Consider the following 12,491-nt stretch of genomic DNA (forward strand, 5'->3'; position numbering starts at 1 on the left):
ACGGCTTGGTGTCGGGACCATGTACGGTATTATGGGCGGCGACGTCGACGGTTTTCGCGCGGGCGGACAGCCGGGCAGGCTGCAGGATCAGGGGAGGCCATTGTGGCGATGTCGAGACAGGTGCGGCGCAGTCTCGCCCTGGCGCTCGCCGGCCTTCTCGGCGGCCTCGGGCTCGTGCTGGCCCTGTTCGGCGGCGAGTCCCTGCGGCGGCTGACCGGGCGGCACGGGGCCGAGCGCCCCGCCTCCTCGGCGCCGGCGCCGAACGGCAGCCTGCGGGGCCTCGCCGATCCCGGGACGATGGCGAGCCGCACCGCCCCGGCTATCGATCTCCGCGACAACAGGAGCGGCCCAGCCAAGCCGGAAGCGGCGGTTCCGGGGGAGACCACACCGTCCGCGCCGCCGCAAGACACCCGCTCCGCGCGGATCGGCACGCCCGACAAGCCGCCGGCGGCCGAGCCCGACGCGGCCGAAGTCCCGCGCTTCGACATCGTCAGGGTCGAGCCGAACGGCGACACCGTCGTGGCCGGGCGCGGGGCGCCGCACGCCGTGGTCGAGATGCTGGTCGACGGCAAGCCGGTGGCGAAGGCGACCGCCGACACGAGCGGGCAATTCGTCATCGTGCCCCCGGCGCTGCCGGCGGGCTCCAGCGAGATCCGCCTGCGCATGACGGCCAAGGACGGGCGCGCGGCCAGCTCGAAGCAGAGCGTGGCGGTCGACGTCGCCTCCGGCCGCGACCGCCAGCCGCTGGTCGCCCTGACCGCTCCGGACGCGGCGACCGTGGTCCTGTCGCAGCCCGGCGCGCCCGCTTCCGCGGCGCCGCCCCGCGCCAAGATGGCGGATGCGGGCGCACCCGGCCGGCGGGCGGAGCATGGCGGGACGCCAGAATCGTCCGGTTCCAGGGCGGCCCAGCCCGCACGGATCGTCAGCGTCGATGTGCAGGGGAGTGGGCGGCTGTTCGTGACGGCGACCGGCACGCCGGGCGCGACGCTCCGGCTCTACCTCAACGACACGCTGATCGCCCCAGGCAGCATCGGCCCGGACGGCCGGGCGAGCTTCACGATCGGGCGGGGGGTCAAGCCCGGCCAGTATCAGGTTCGGATCGACCAGATCGATGCCGCCACCGGCAAGGTGGGCGCCCGGGCCGAGGTGCCGCTGTCGGTGCCCGAGCCTTCGGCGCAAATCGCCGCCCGCGAGCCCGCCGCGCCGGGACCGTCCGGCGGCCACGGCAGCACAAAGGATCAGCCCCACCGGGACGGGCAGGGGATGCAGGTGCATTCCGAGGGTGCGGACCGCGCCGCCGAGCCCGCCGAGCCCGCCGAGCCCGCCTCGACCCCCGATGCCCGTCATCTCGCGGCGGAGACGGGCGGCCCGGCTCGGGTCGGGGCGGTGTTCGTGCCGGAGATAAGCACGGCCAAGATCACCCGCGGCGACAACCTCTGGCGGATCAGCCAGCGCACCTATGGCCGGGGCGAGCGCTACACGGTGATCTACGACGCCAACCAGAGCCAGATCCGGGATCCGGACCTGATCTACCCGGGCCAGATCTTCGTGCTGCCGGCCGACAAGCGCGGCTGATCGGCGGGCAGTCGTGGCGCGCCGGGTGACGCGGCACCGCCTTGGCAGCACAGGAGGTTTGACGGAGGGCCGGCGCGGCGTGTGCGTCACCGGTCCGCCGCCCTGGTCCGCTGCGGGCGATCAACCCACCCGATCATCGCGAGCGCCGTGCCGCAACCCCGACAAGCACGACATGGCGAGCGTGGCGCCGCTGGATCGTCTCGCCGCGCGCATAAAAACGACCGCGCGTCGGAGCGATCCGAGCGGAACCGTATCGAGCGGACCTCACTCCACGACCTGATCGTCCCCCGCGAAGGCGAGCCGGCGCAGGCGGCGCAGGGCGCGGTCGAGATCCTCCCGTGATGGGGCTGCCAGGGCGAGGCGCACGGCGTTCGGCGCGTGGCCGGGATGAACCGCGAAGGCCGGGGCCGGAAGGAGGGCGATGCCCTGCCGCAGGGCCGCCGCCGCGTAGGCCTCGGCTCGCCACGTCTCGGGCAATTCGAGCCAGAGATGGTAGGCATGGGGATCGCCCACCACCCGCAGGTCCGCCAGCGCCTCACGGGCGATGACTTGCCGGGCGGCAGCGTCCCGGCGCTTGGCCGCAGCGAGCGAGGCCGCCGAGCCGCCGACCATCCAGTGCATGCCGGCCGCGAGCGACAGGCCGAGCGCGCTCCAGGCCCCCTGGCGCACGGAGGCCGCGAGCCGGTCGGTCAGGTGCGGGGGTGCCGCGATCAGGCCGACCGTCAGCGCCGGCATCACCCGTTTCGAAAGGCTGTCCACCAGGATCGTCCGGTCCGGCACGAGGCTGGCGAGCGGCTGCGTGTCGAGGAGGAAGCCGTAGACCGCATCCTCGATGGCCGTGAGCCCGGTCCTGTCGAGGAGCCCGGCGAGTTCGGCTCGCCGCCCCGGGCCCATCGTGACGCCCAGGGGGTTGTGCAGGGTCGGCTGGAGATAGACGCCGCTCAGCGGCGCCACCCGATGCGCCTCGAGGAGGGCATCCGGACACATCCCCTCCGCGTCCATGGCGACCGGCACCAGGGTGATCCCGAGCCGGGCCGCGATGCCCTTCACCACCGGGTAGGTGAGCGGCTCGCAGCCGATCCGCTCGCCCGGGGCGGCCAGGGCGGCCAGGGCGGCAGCGAGCGCTTGCCGCCCGTTGCCGGTGAACAGGATGTCGGCGGGATCGGGAGCGTAGCCGTCGCGCGCCAGGAAGGCGGCGGCGGCGGCGCGGGCGCCGGCCGTGCCGCCGGGGCCGTGCTGGCTGAACCCGATCTCGGGGCCGCCACGGGCCAGCGCCGCCAGGGTCTCGGCCAGGACCGCTTCCTGTTCCGGCAGGCGGGAATGGGTTCGCTGGAGGTCCATCGCCGCCGCCGGCGGCTCCGGCTGGAGCGGCCCGGCCCGGCCCGGATCGGACCGGACATAGGTGCCCCGTCCGACTTCGCCGGTGGTCAATCCCCGACGCGCCAGTTCCGCGTAGACCCGGCTGGCCGTCGAGACCGCGATGCCGCGGGCATAGGCGAAGTCGCGCTGGGGCGGCAGCCGCTCGCCCGGTCGCAGCCGGCCCGCCGCGATGTCGGCCGCGATGGCGTCGGCGACAGACCGGAAATCCGCGGGCCGCATCATTGCTCCGAGGTCAATGTTTCGATTGATCCGAGATCTGTATCGGATCAATTCTGCGCCAGCAATCCCGGCCGGACTGCACCCCTGCCACCGGATCGTTCGCGATGCCCACCGTCACGCTCTCCTCGTCTCCTGCTTCCATCCGCCCCGCCGGGAGCCCGTCCGCGCCCGTCATCTGGCTGCACCGCATCCGGACCCGGCAGGCGCTCGCCGCCCTGCATCCCGATCAGATCCGCGACGCGGGCCTGGACCCGTGGTGCATCCAGGCGGAGATCCGGAAGCCGTTCTGGCGGGCGTGAGGTGGTGCCCTGCGCGCGGCGCGGGTGATCCCGCGTGGCCACACGCCTATATGCGGATCTCACGAGACTCCTTCCGCACCGAAACCCGCATGACCGACACCAACGCGCGCCCGGCCGGGCGAGCACACCCGGCCGAGCGCCCCGGGCTGATCGCCACCTACCGCCGGCTCTGGCCGCATCTCTGGCCCCACGGCCGGCCCGACCTGCAGCGGCGGGTCTTCCTGGCCTTCGGCCTGCTGCTCGCCGCCAAACTGGTGACTATGGTGACGCCGTTCACCTTCAAGTGGATCACCGACGCGCTGGTCGCGGCGGTGGGCGGCAAGGACGCGCCGGCGCCCAACGGCCTGCTCGCCGCGCCGATGCTGCTGATCGCCCTCTACGGCGTCTCACGGATCGCGATGTCGGCCCTCACCCAGGTGCGCGACGGGCTGTTCGCCAAGGTGGCGATGCACGCGGTGCGGCGGCTGGCGCTGCAGACCTTCGAGCACATGCACCGCCTGTCCCTGCGCTTCCACCTGGAGCGCAAGACCGGCGGCCTCACCCGGGTGCTGGAGCGCGGCCGCGCCGGCATCGAGGAATTGTCGCGCCTGATGGTGCTGACGCTGGTGCCAACCATCATCGAGTTCGTGCTGGTGCTGGGCGTGCTCGCCTACGAGTTCAACTGGCTCTACGCGCTCACCGCCTTCATCACGGTCGCGGCGTACCTCGCCTTCACCTACAAGGCGACCGAGTGGCGGATCGCCATCCGCCGCCGGATGAACGCCTCCGACACCGACGCCAACACCAAGGCGGTCGATTCGCTGCTCAATTACGAGACGGTCAAATACTTCGGCGCCGAGCGCCGGGAGGCGGCTCGCTACGACGAGTCGATGGCGAAATACGAAAAGGCCTCGACGCAGACCTACGTGTCGCTGGCGGTGCTCAATGCCGGCCAGGCGGTGATCTTCACGCTGGGCATGACCGTGGTGATGTGGCTCGCCGCCCGGGACATCCTGGCCGGGCGCACCACGATCGGCGGCTTCGTGCTCGCCAACACGATGCTGGTGCAGCTCTCGATGCCGCTCAACTTCATGGGGATGATCTACCGCGAGATCAAACAGGCGCTAATCGACATCGACGACATGTTCCGCATCCTCGGGCAGAACCCCGAGATCGCCGACCGGCCGGGCGCCGCGCCGCTCAAGGTCGCGGGCGGCACGGTGCGGTTCGAGGACGTGCGCTTCGCCTACAATCCCGAGCGGCCGATCCTGCGGGGCGTCTCCTTCACGATCCCGGCGGGCCAGACCGTGGCGGTGGTGGGTCCCTCGGGAGCCGGCAAGTCGACGCTCTCGCGCCTGCTGTTCCGGTTCTACGAGCCGTCCGCCGGCCGGATCAGCATCGACGGGCAGGACATCGCCGCGGTGACGCAGGCGAGCTTGCGGGCGGCCATCGGCATGGTCCCGCAGGACACGGTGCTGTTCAACGACACGATCGGCTACAACATCCGCTACGGCCGGGCCGACGCCACCGACGCGGAGCTGCGCGAGGCGGCCCGGCTCGCCCAGATCGACGGCTTCGTGTCGAGCCTGCCGGAGGGCTACGATACGCCGGTGGGCGAGCGCGGCCTGAAGCTCTCGGGCGGCGAGAAGCAGCGGGTCGCCATCGCCCGGACCATCCTGAAGGCGCCGCCGATCCTCGTTCTCGATGAGGCAACCTCGGCGCTCGATTCCTTCACCGAGGCGGAAATCCAGTCGGCCCTCGACCGGGTGAGCCGCGGCCGCACCACCCTGGTGATCGCCCACCGGCTGTCCACGGTGGTCAACGCCGACGCGATCCTGGTGCTCGACCACGGCCGCATCGTCGAGCGCGGCACCCATGCGGAGTTGCTTGAGGCAGGGGGCGTCTACGCGGCGCTCTGGGACCGCCAGCGGGAGGCTGATGCGGCGCTGGAGGTGCTCCAGCGGGCCGACGCGCCGGTGCTGCCGGTGCGCGCGGGACACGGGGCCGTGCCGGAGACCGAGCCCGCGGAGTGACTGAAAAGCCACAGTCGCTCCGCGCCGGCGCCCCGGGACGCAACCGGAGGCGGCGGAAGCGGTTTGCCGGGCATGCCGCGCTACTACATCCATATCCGTGACGGTCGGTGGTTGGTCGAGGATCTCGACGGCGCCGACCTGCCCGATCTCGACGCCGCCCGCACCGAGGCCGAGCGCTCCGCCCGCTCGCTTCTGGAGATCCAGCAGGTCGACGGCGCGGTGCTGGCCGGGCAATCCTTCGAGATCACGGATAGGTCGGGGGACGTGGTGGCGGTGATGCCGCTCAAGGACGTGCTCAAGCTGCCGTAGTCCCGCGGGACGTGCAGGCAGGCGCGATCGTCGCATTGCGCGAGACGGATCCCATCAACCCTCCTCATCCTGAGGTGCCCGCGTCAGCGGGCCTCTCAGGATGAGGGCCAGGGTGGGACAGTCGGCGTGCAGGGTTCGATCGCCCGCGCCACCCCGGGCCGTTGCGGCGCGCGACCGGTTCCCGGCGCAGAGGTCGAGCAAGCCCGCTTCGGACACGGCGTCCCTATGCCCGCGTCCGCACCCTGACCCCGAGCAGATCCTCGAACGGCAGCACCATCGCGCCCTTGTCCTTCTCGGCATGGCCCTGGCGCAGGGCGATCTGGTAGGTGGCGGTGGCCGCCGCCGTGACCGGCATCGGGAAGCCGCGCTCGGCCGAGATCGCCGCGGCGGCGACGAGATCCTTGTAGGCCGCGCCCAAGGGATAGCCCTCGTCGAAGCGCCCCTGGAGGATACGCGGCACGAAGTATTGCGACGCGTAGCTCCGGCTCGTGCCCGTCGTGACCACATGCGCGACCTGCGCGGGATCGAGCCCCATGGCCACGGCCATCGGCAGCACCTCCGCGAGCGCCGCGATGTTGATGTCGTAGAGCACGTTGTTGATGGTCTTGGTGAGCTGGCCGGACCCGGTCGGGCCCATGTGGAGGACGCTCGTGCCAATCCGCTCCAGAAGCGGGCGGACCGCCGCAACCGTGTCGGCATCACCGCCGCACATCACCGTGAGCGTCCCGGCCTCGGCGCCGGCGGGCGCTCCGGAGACCGGCGCATCGACGAAGCGCCGCCCGGTCGCCTCCAGGGCGCGGCCGAGCGCCAGGGCCTTGGCGTGCGCGATGGTGCTGAGATCGACCACGACCGCCCCGGGCGCGAGACGTCCGGCGACCCCGCCAGGGCCGAACAAGGCCGCCTCGACCACGTCGCCGTTCGGCAGGCACAGGAACAGCACCTCGGCGGCGTCGACGGCCTCCGGATCCACCGTGGCGAGGAGGCCCGGCGCGTCGAGCCCGGCGAGGCGCGCCGGATCGGCATCCACGGCGACGATCGTCTCGGCCTCGGACCCGCGCTTGGCCGCGAGGTTGCGGGCGATGGGATAGCCCATCGCGCCGAGGCCGAGGAGGGCGATGCGTGCGACCATGGTGGGAATCCCTGATGTCAGCGCCCGGCCGCCGCGCGCCGGGTTGAGGGCGAAGAGCAGCGCCAGGATCTCCTCGGCGGGTGATCGGAGGGCCAGCGGTAGGCTTCCGCCACCGCCGCGTCGAGTCGGTGGTGGCGGTCAGGCGGCCGGCACAGCCGGGCACGGACCGTGAAATCGGGCTCGTGCCCTGCAAACCCCACCCGGCCTTCGACGATGTTGCAAGCCCTTCTCCCCGCACGAAGGAGGAGAGTGCGCGGCGGCCAGAGATGCATGAGCATCGTCGCGTCTGTGACAGAGGCGCGCGGCGATCCCGGAGCGCCGATCCTCCGGCGCGGGGGACGGTCTAAGAACCCGGCCGTGCGGCAGCCCGCGACCGTCGGAAAGTTGACGGCAGCCCGGCGGGCTGCCATCCGCGCGTCCGACATGTCCGCCCGCCCGCGGCCCCGTGAGTCCGAAAAACCCATGACAGACCTGATCGAGACGATCCGCCGGACGCTCGTGCCGATCCACAAAGAGGGTTATCCCTTCATCCTGATCGGCATCGTGCTCACGGTGCTGGCCGGCTACTTCTCCCAGTTCTTCGGCTGGATCTTCCTGATCCTCACTCTCTGGGTCTGCTATTTCTTCCGTGACCCGGAGCGGGTCACCCCGGTGGCGGACGGGCTCGTGGTCTCGCCCGCCGACGGGCGCGTGAACCTCATCGCCACCGTCCTGCCGCCGCCCGAGCTCGATCTGCCGCAGGTGCCGACCTTGCGCGTCTCCGTGTTCATGAACGTCTTCGACTGCCACGTGAACCGCGTGCCGGTCTCCGGGCGGATCGGCCAGATCCACTACACGCCGGGCCTGTTCCTCAACGCCGAGCTCGACAAGGCCAGCGACGACAACGAGCGCAACGGGCTCGTCATCGAGACCAGCCATGCCGGCCAGCCCAAGCGCGTCGGCGTGGTGCAGATCGCCGGTCTCGTAGCCCGGCGCATCGTCGGCTTCGTCGCGGCGGGCGACGTGCTCGGCGTCGGCGAGCGGTTCGGCCTGATCCGCTTCGGATCGCGGGTGGACGTGTACCTGCCGGCGGGATCCACCGTCCTAGTGGGGCTCGGGCAGAAGGCGGTGGCCGGCGAGACGATTCTGGCCGATCTCGGCGGCGGCCCGGAGCGGCTGTTCAAGCGGATCTGAGGCCATGGACGAGCTTTTCCCACCCTTCGCGCCCGATCCGAACGAGCCGCGCCCGCGCCGGTTCAAGCCGGTGCCGTTCCGGATGATCGCGCCCAATATGATCACCCTGATGGCGCTCTGCCTCGGGCTCACCGCGATCCGGCTGGCCTTCGAGGGCAAGTTCGAGCCGGCCGTCATCGCGGTGGTGGCGGCGGGCGTACTGGACGGCATCGACGGGCGGGTGGCGCGGCTGCTCAAGGGCACGTCGCGCTTCGGGGCGGAGCTCGATTCGCTCGCTGACTTCGTCAATTTCGGCTGCGCCCCGGCGCTGATCCTCTACGGCTTCGTGCTGTTCCACCTGAAGTCGGCCGGCTGGATCGTGGCGCTGATCTTCGCCATCGCGATGGCGCTGCGGCTCGCCCGCTTCAACGCCATGCTGGACGACCCGAACCGGCCGGAATGGAAGAAGGATTTCTTCGTCGGCATGCCGGCCCCGGCGGGGGCGCTCACCGCGATGCTGCCGCTCTACATGCACTTCTTAGGGTTCGGGATCGAGACCTGGGCGGCGCCGGCGGTGCTGGTCTACGTCCTGTGCATCGCGCTGCTCGTCGTCTCCACGGTCCCGACCTACTCGGGCAAGACCATGGGCAAGCGGGTGCCGCGGGGCCTCGTCCTGCCGATCTTCCTGTTCGGGGTGGCGGCCTTCGGCATCCTGATCAGCTACCCGTTCGAGGCGCTGGTGGCGGTGAGCGCCGGCTACCTGCTGACCATCCCGGTGGTCGCCGCCCAGTACCGCCGCCGGGTCAAGGCGGAGCTGGCGGCCGTGGCCGAGGACCGGCCGGCGCTGGCCACGGGCGGCCGGTCCGCGCCGGAATAGGCGCTGGCCTTCGCGGCACCGTCTCCTATCTTGGCGGTATTCGGCGGGGGGGGCTGGCGGATGCTCGAGGAATTCAAGAAGTTCGCGCTGCGCGGGAACGTGGTCGATCTCGCGGTCGGCGTGATCATCGGCGCGGCCTTCGGAGCCATCGTCAATTCGGCCGTCCAGGACCTGTTCATGCCGGTGATCGGCGCGGTCACGGGCGGGCTCGATTTCTCGAATTATTACATCCCGCTCTCGTCCAAGGTGCAGGCCGGTCTGCCCTACGCGGACGCCAAGAAGCAGGGCGCGGTGCTCGGCTACGGGCAGTTCCTGACCCTGACCCTGAACTTCCTGATCGTCGCCTTCGTGCTGTTCCTGGTGATCCGCGCGATGAACAAACTCCAGCACGCGCAGGCCGCGCAGCCGGAGAAGGCCGCCGAGGTGCCGGCCGACGTGAAGCTCCTGTCCGAAATCCGCGACATCCTGGCCGGGAAGCCGCGGGTCTGAGGCAAGCGGGCCCGGGCTCAGCCCTCCGGCTTGTCCTTGTCCTCCGGCTTGACGCCGAGGGCATCGAGGATCTGATCGAGAGCCTGGCCGACGGCGACGGTGCCCTCCTCGTGGGTCTTCAGCCGGGTTTCGAGCCGGCGGATCTGCGGCTCGAACACGTCCGGCACCGGGTCGTCGCCGAGGAAGCGCGGCTTGTCGGGTCCCACCGGCAGGACGCCGCGCAGTTGCTGTCCGAGATGGTCGCGCACCGGTTCCGGCAGCGTCGCACCATGCTCGCTCTGATCGTCGCTCATGGCCGCCTCACAGGTCGAACGGCATCTCAACGGCTGGTCGGGCGAAGTGTTGCGCCGCCGAGGGCCGCGTATGGGAGAGGGCCCCGGAGCGGGGCTCCGGGGCCCCGCGGGCCGGTACGGGACCGGCCCGCAGGATCAGTCGATGACCTCGACGATGCGGTGGCTGCGGTCCACCAGCACCGGGCGATCGTTCACCACAGTGTAGCGGTAGCCCGGCTGCACATGGTACTCGCTCGGCACGTCGTAGTAGGTCACGCCCGAGGCCGGCAGCGTGGTGCCGACGGCGACGCGGCCGTCATAGTCGTACGAGCGGACGTTGCGCTCGCGGACGTAGCTGCGGAAGCGCGGCGCCATGTCGACGCCGAGGATGCCGCCCACCGTGCCGGTGGCCGCTCCGACGGCACCGCCGACAATGCCGCCAACCGGGCCGGCCGCATCGGCACCCGCGGCCGCGCCACGCGCGGCACCCGGGATCGTTCCCTGGGCCTGGGCGGCCAGCGGCAGCGACAGGACAAGGGCCGAAGCAGCAATGAGGGTCTTGAAGGTCATACGGGACATCTCCGTTCCGTGGCGTTCCGCCGCATAGACGCGGCGAAGCTCGGGCCGGTAACGCCCGATCCCCGGATTCGGATGCATCCTTTTTTGCAGCGCGCCGGATCGAGGCCGGCGCCGCGCTCATGCGTCCTTGGGCATCGCCGACTGGATGAACCGGTCGGAGCCGAGATCCTCCTCGTCGTAGCCCAGGAGTTCGGCCAGCCGGCCGCGGGCGCGGCTGACGCGGCTCTTCACCGTGCCGACCTTGCAGCCCATAATGGCGGCAGCCTCCTCGTAGGAGACGCCCTCGGCCCCCACGAGGACCAGGGCCTCGCGCTGGTCCGGCGGCAGCTTGGCCAGCGCCGATTGCAGATCTTCGACGTCCAGCCGGTCGCCCTGGTGCGGCGCGGTGGCGAGCCGGGCCGCGTAGGACCCGTCCTGATCCTCGACCTCCCGCACCCGCTTGCGGTGATCCGAGTAGAAGATGTTGCGCAGGATCGTGAACAGCCACGCATTGAGATTGGTCCCCGGCTGAAACCGGGCGCGGTGCTGCCAGCCCTTGAGCAGGGTGTCCTGGACGAGATCGTCCGAACGGGCGGGGTTCGACGTCAGCGACAGCGCGAAGGCGCGCAAGGACGGGACCGCGGCGAGCAGGCCGTTGCGGAATTCAGGCTCGATCGCCTCACCGCGGGCACGCAGCGCCGCCTCGAGCTTCTCGATCAGCTCGGCGAAGCGGGACGGCATCGTCTCCTCGCCGATCCGCTCGTAGACGGTGCGCAGGTGCTCCCCGAGATGCGTGCGAATGCCGGGGGTGAGGTTCGGGCGGCCATCCCGAGTCCCGTCCTCCTGGGACAGGACGGTATCGGTGTCGTCGCGGGTCATGCGTGTCGCACTCGTCAGCTCATCGTGGCTCGACCTCCGGTCCCGAGAAGGTCGAGGCGGATCGCTTGTCGAACCGAACTCCCGTGAAAATTCGGCCGCTGCTCTCCCAATTACGGGCTTTCTAGCGCATCGGGCGCGGGCATGCACCCTCGCACGGGTCACAGCTGTGCTTAGACTGTCGGTCTCAACAGGCGGATCGCCCCGTCCCGCAGCGTCAGGACGTCGCCCCGCGCGAGGTCGGTCCAGCACTCGTCCCGTGTGAGGGCCTGGGTGGCGATCACCGTCACCACGTCGTGCTCGGTCGTCTCCTTGGCGAAATCCACCTGCCAATCCTCGTCGATCAGCGTGGCTTTGCCGAAGGGCGCGCGGCGGGTGAGATAGCAGAGCCGCTTGCCGCAATGGGCGTAGAGGGTGCGGCTGTCGGTGAGCAGCATGTTGAACACGCCGAGCGCGTGGAGCTCGCCGGCGAGGTCGGCCACGGCCCGGTCCAGGGTCTCGGGCCGGGGCAGGGCGCGGAAGCGATCCTGGAGGCGGCCGAGCATCCAGCAGAAGGCGTGCTCGCTGTCCGTGGAGCCGATCGGCGTGAAGACGCCCAGAGGCAACCGCTTCACGCCCTTGAGCTGGCCGTTATGCGCGAAGGTCCAGCGGCGCCCCCACAATTCCCGCGAGAACGGGTGGGTGTTCTCCAGGCTGACCCGCCCGCGATTGGCCTTGCGGACATGGGCGACCACGATCCGGCTCTTGATCGGCATGTCGCGCAGCAGCCGGGCGAGCTGCGAGCGCGCGCTGGGCTCCGGCTCGTGGAAGCTGCGGCAGGTGCGCCCGTCGTAGAAGCTGATGCCCCAGCCGTCGGCATGCGGCCCGGTCTCACCACCGCGCCGGGCGAGGCCGGCGAACGAGAAGCGGATGTCGGTCGGCACGTTGGCGCTCATGCCGAGCAGTTCGCACATCGGATTACAGCCGGGGCAGGGCGGGGGAGCGGCGACGTTTAGGAGTGTTCGGCCGCCCGGACAACGGATTTCGCGCCGTTCAGCGTGCCAGATAGTCGGTGAGCGTCATGCCGACCAAGATGGCGACCCAGAAGAAGCCCAGCCCCGAGAACAGCCGGATCAGCGGCGGCTCGCGGATCACCTCCATGGAGACCAGAAGGATCAGCGCCACCATCACGGCGACGACGAGGAGCTCCACGATCCAGACCTGCGCGAAGGGCAGGGTGGCACCCAGCGTGACGTTGACGGCGAGGAGCGCCAGCAGCGCCAGGAAGGTGAGTCCGGGCGTGCGGAGGTGCCGCCGGAGCAGGGCGCGGTCGTCGGCGCTCAGGGTCGCGAGGGGGTTGCGCAT

At 71.0% G+C, this 12,491-nt stretch carries 14 protein-coding genes; 7 read left to right on the top strand and 7 right to left on the bottom strand.

Annotated features, from left to right (window positions below; translation table 11 throughout):
- Positions 1–108 precede the first annotated feature (108 nt).
- Complete coding sequence (locus tag ACYCO6_RS12860; protein ID WP_459772146.1) at positions 109–1,575, top strand: LysM peptidoglycan-binding domain-containing protein; 1,467 nt, start codon at positions 109–111, stop codon at positions 1,573–1,575.
- 264 nt (positions 1,576–1,839) lie between these two features.
- On the opposite strand, the gene ACYCO6_RS12865 is transcribed toward ACYCO6_RS12860, so the two are convergent.
- Entirely contained in the window at positions 1,840–3,174 is a 1,335-nt protein-coding gene (locus ACYCO6_RS12865; RefSeq protein ID WP_459773551.1) for an aminotransferase-like domain-containing protein, read from the bottom strand.
- Between the two features lie 104 nt (positions 3,175–3,278).
- Here ACYCO6_RS12865 and ACYCO6_RS12870 point away from each other — a divergent pair, with 104 nt between their 5' ends.
- The 3 genes from ACYCO6_RS12870 (at position 3,279) to ACYCO6_RS12880 (ending at position 5,794) form a co-directional block, all read left to right on the top strand.
- Positions 3,279–3,473 carry a DUF1127 domain-containing protein gene (locus tag ACYCO6_RS12870; RefSeq protein WP_459772147.1) on the top strand — a complete coding sequence of 65 codons (195 nt, stop codon included), beginning with the start codon at positions 3,279–3,281 and terminating at the stop codon, positions 3,471–3,473.
- 89 nt (positions 3,474–3,562) lie between these two features.
- Complete coding sequence (locus ACYCO6_RS12875; protein WP_459772148.1) at positions 3,563–5,485, top strand: ABCB family ABC transporter ATP-binding protein/permease; 1,923 nt, start codon at positions 3,563–3,565, stop codon at positions 5,483–5,485.
- A gap of 72 nt (positions 5,486–5,557) precedes the next feature.
- Positions 5,558–5,794, top strand: a complete 237-nt coding sequence (locus tag ACYCO6_RS12880) for a DUF6894 family protein (protein ID WP_459772149.1) — start codon at positions 5,558–5,560, stop codon at positions 5,792–5,794.
- Positions 5,795–6,017: 223 nt separating this feature from the next.
- Here the strand turns inward: ACYCO6_RS12880 and ACYCO6_RS12885 are convergent, their stop codons facing one another.
- Positions 6,018–6,923 (bottom strand): NAD(P)-dependent oxidoreductase, encoded by a 906-nt coding sequence (locus tag ACYCO6_RS12885; RefSeq protein WP_459772150.1) that lies wholly within the window; start codon positions 6,921–6,923, stop codon positions 6,018–6,020.
- A gap of 423 nt (positions 6,924–7,346) precedes the next feature.
- Between ACYCO6_RS12885 and ACYCO6_RS12890 the strand changes: the two genes are divergently transcribed.
- The 3 genes from ACYCO6_RS12890 to mscL are packed head-to-tail and all read left to right on the top strand — an operon-like array spanning position 7,347 to position 9,441.
- Positions 7,347–8,096, top strand: coding sequence for a phosphatidylserine decarboxylase (locus tag ACYCO6_RS12890; protein ID WP_459772151.1), 750 nt, complete (start codon positions 7,347–7,349; stop codon positions 8,094–8,096).
- A gap of 4 nt (positions 8,097–8,100) precedes the next feature.
- Positions 8,101–8,952, top strand: a complete 852-nt coding sequence (locus ACYCO6_RS12895) for a CDP-alcohol phosphatidyltransferase family protein (protein WP_459772152.1) — start codon at positions 8,101–8,103, stop codon at positions 8,950–8,952.
- A gap of 60 nt (positions 8,953–9,012) precedes the next feature.
- Positions 9,013–9,441 carry a large conductance mechanosensitive channel protein MscL gene (mscL, locus tag ACYCO6_RS12900; RefSeq protein ID WP_459772153.1) on the top strand — a complete coding sequence of 143 codons (429 nt, stop codon included), beginning with the start codon at positions 9,013–9,015 and terminating at the stop codon, positions 9,439–9,441.
- A gap of 17 nt (positions 9,442–9,458) precedes the next feature.
- Here mscL and ACYCO6_RS12905 read toward each other — a convergent pair whose 3' ends face one another.
- The 5 genes from ACYCO6_RS12905 to ACYCO6_RS12925 all read right to left on the bottom strand — a co-directional run bounded on the left by ACYCO6_RS12905 (position 9,459) and on the right by ACYCO6_RS12925 (position 12,491).
- Entirely contained in the window at positions 9,459–9,734 is a 276-nt protein-coding gene (locus ACYCO6_RS12905) for a hypothetical protein (RefSeq protein ID WP_459772154.1), read from the bottom strand.
- Between the two features lie 135 nt (positions 9,735–9,869).
- Entirely contained in the window at positions 9,870–10,283 is a 414-nt protein-coding gene (locus tag ACYCO6_RS12910) for a DUF1236 domain-containing protein (protein ID WP_459772155.1), read from the bottom strand.
- Between the two features lie 126 nt (positions 10,284–10,409).
- Positions 10,410–11,150, bottom strand: a complete 741-nt coding sequence (locus tag ACYCO6_RS12915) for a NepR family anti-sigma factor (RefSeq protein WP_459772156.1) — start codon at positions 11,148–11,150, stop codon at positions 10,410–10,412.
- Between the two features lie 170 nt (positions 11,151–11,320).
- The gene (locus ACYCO6_RS12920) at positions 11,321–12,100 is read right to left on the bottom strand and encodes a class II glutamine amidotransferase (protein WP_459772157.1); all 780 of its coding nucleotides are present in this window, start codon (positions 12,098–12,100) and stop codon (positions 11,321–11,323) included.
- A 79-nt stretch (positions 12,101–12,179) separates the two neighbouring features.
- Positions 12,180–12,491, bottom strand: a complete 312-nt coding sequence (locus ACYCO6_RS12925; protein WP_459772158.1) for an oxidase — start codon at positions 12,489–12,491, stop codon at positions 12,180–12,182.

It is taken from the genome of Methylobacterium sp. CM6257, assembly GCF_054611515.1.

Coding starts and splice junctions, on each gene's coding strand:
- ACYCO6_RS12860 (WP_459772146.1), top strand. CDS start 109: ATGTCGAGACAGGTGCGGCGCAGTCTCGCCCTGGCGCTCGCCGGCCTT.
- ACYCO6_RS12865 (WP_459773551.1), bottom strand. CDS start 3,174: ATGCGGCCCGCGGATTTCCGGTCTGTCGCCGACGCCATCGCGGCCGAC.
- ACYCO6_RS12870 (WP_459772147.1), top strand. CDS start 3,279: ATGCCCACCGTCACGCTCTCCTCGTCTCCTGCTTCCATCCGCCCCGCC.
- ACYCO6_RS12875 (WP_459772148.1), top strand. CDS start 3,563: ATGACCGACACCAACGCGCGCCCGGCCGGGCGAGCACACCCGGCCGAG.
- ACYCO6_RS12880 (WP_459772149.1), top strand. CDS start 5,558: ATGCCGCGCTACTACATCCATATCCGTGACGGTCGGTGGTTGGTCGAG.
- ACYCO6_RS12885 (WP_459772150.1), bottom strand. CDS start 6,923: ATGGTCGCACGCATCGCCCTCCTCGGCCTCGGCGCGATGGGCTATCCC.
- ACYCO6_RS12890 (WP_459772151.1), top strand. CDS start 7,347: ATGTCCGCCCGCCCGCGGCCCCGTGAGTCCGAAAAACCCATGACAGAC.
- ACYCO6_RS12895 (WP_459772152.1), top strand. CDS start 8,101: ATGGACGAGCTTTTCCCACCCTTCGCGCCCGATCCGAACGAGCCGCGC.
- mscL (WP_459772153.1), top strand. CDS start 9,013: ATGCTCGAGGAATTCAAGAAGTTCGCGCTGCGCGGGAACGTGGTCGAT.
- ACYCO6_RS12905 (WP_459772154.1), bottom strand. CDS start 9,734: ATGAGCGACGATCAGAGCGAGCATGGTGCGACGCTGCCGGAACCGGTG.
- ACYCO6_RS12910 (WP_459772155.1), bottom strand. CDS start 10,283: ATGACCTTCAAGACCCTCATTGCTGCTTCGGCCCTTGTCCTGTCGCTG.
- ACYCO6_RS12915 (WP_459772156.1), bottom strand. CDS start 11,150: ATGACCCGCGACGACACCGATACCGTCCTGTCCCAGGAGGACGGGACT.
- ACYCO6_RS12920 (WP_459772157.1), bottom strand. CDS start 12,100: ATGTGCGAACTGCTCGGCATGAGCGCCAACGTGCCGACCGACATCCGC.
- ACYCO6_RS12925 (WP_459772158.1), bottom strand. CDS start 12,491: ATGCGCAACCCCCTCGCGACCCTGAGCGCCGACGACCGCGCCCTGCTC.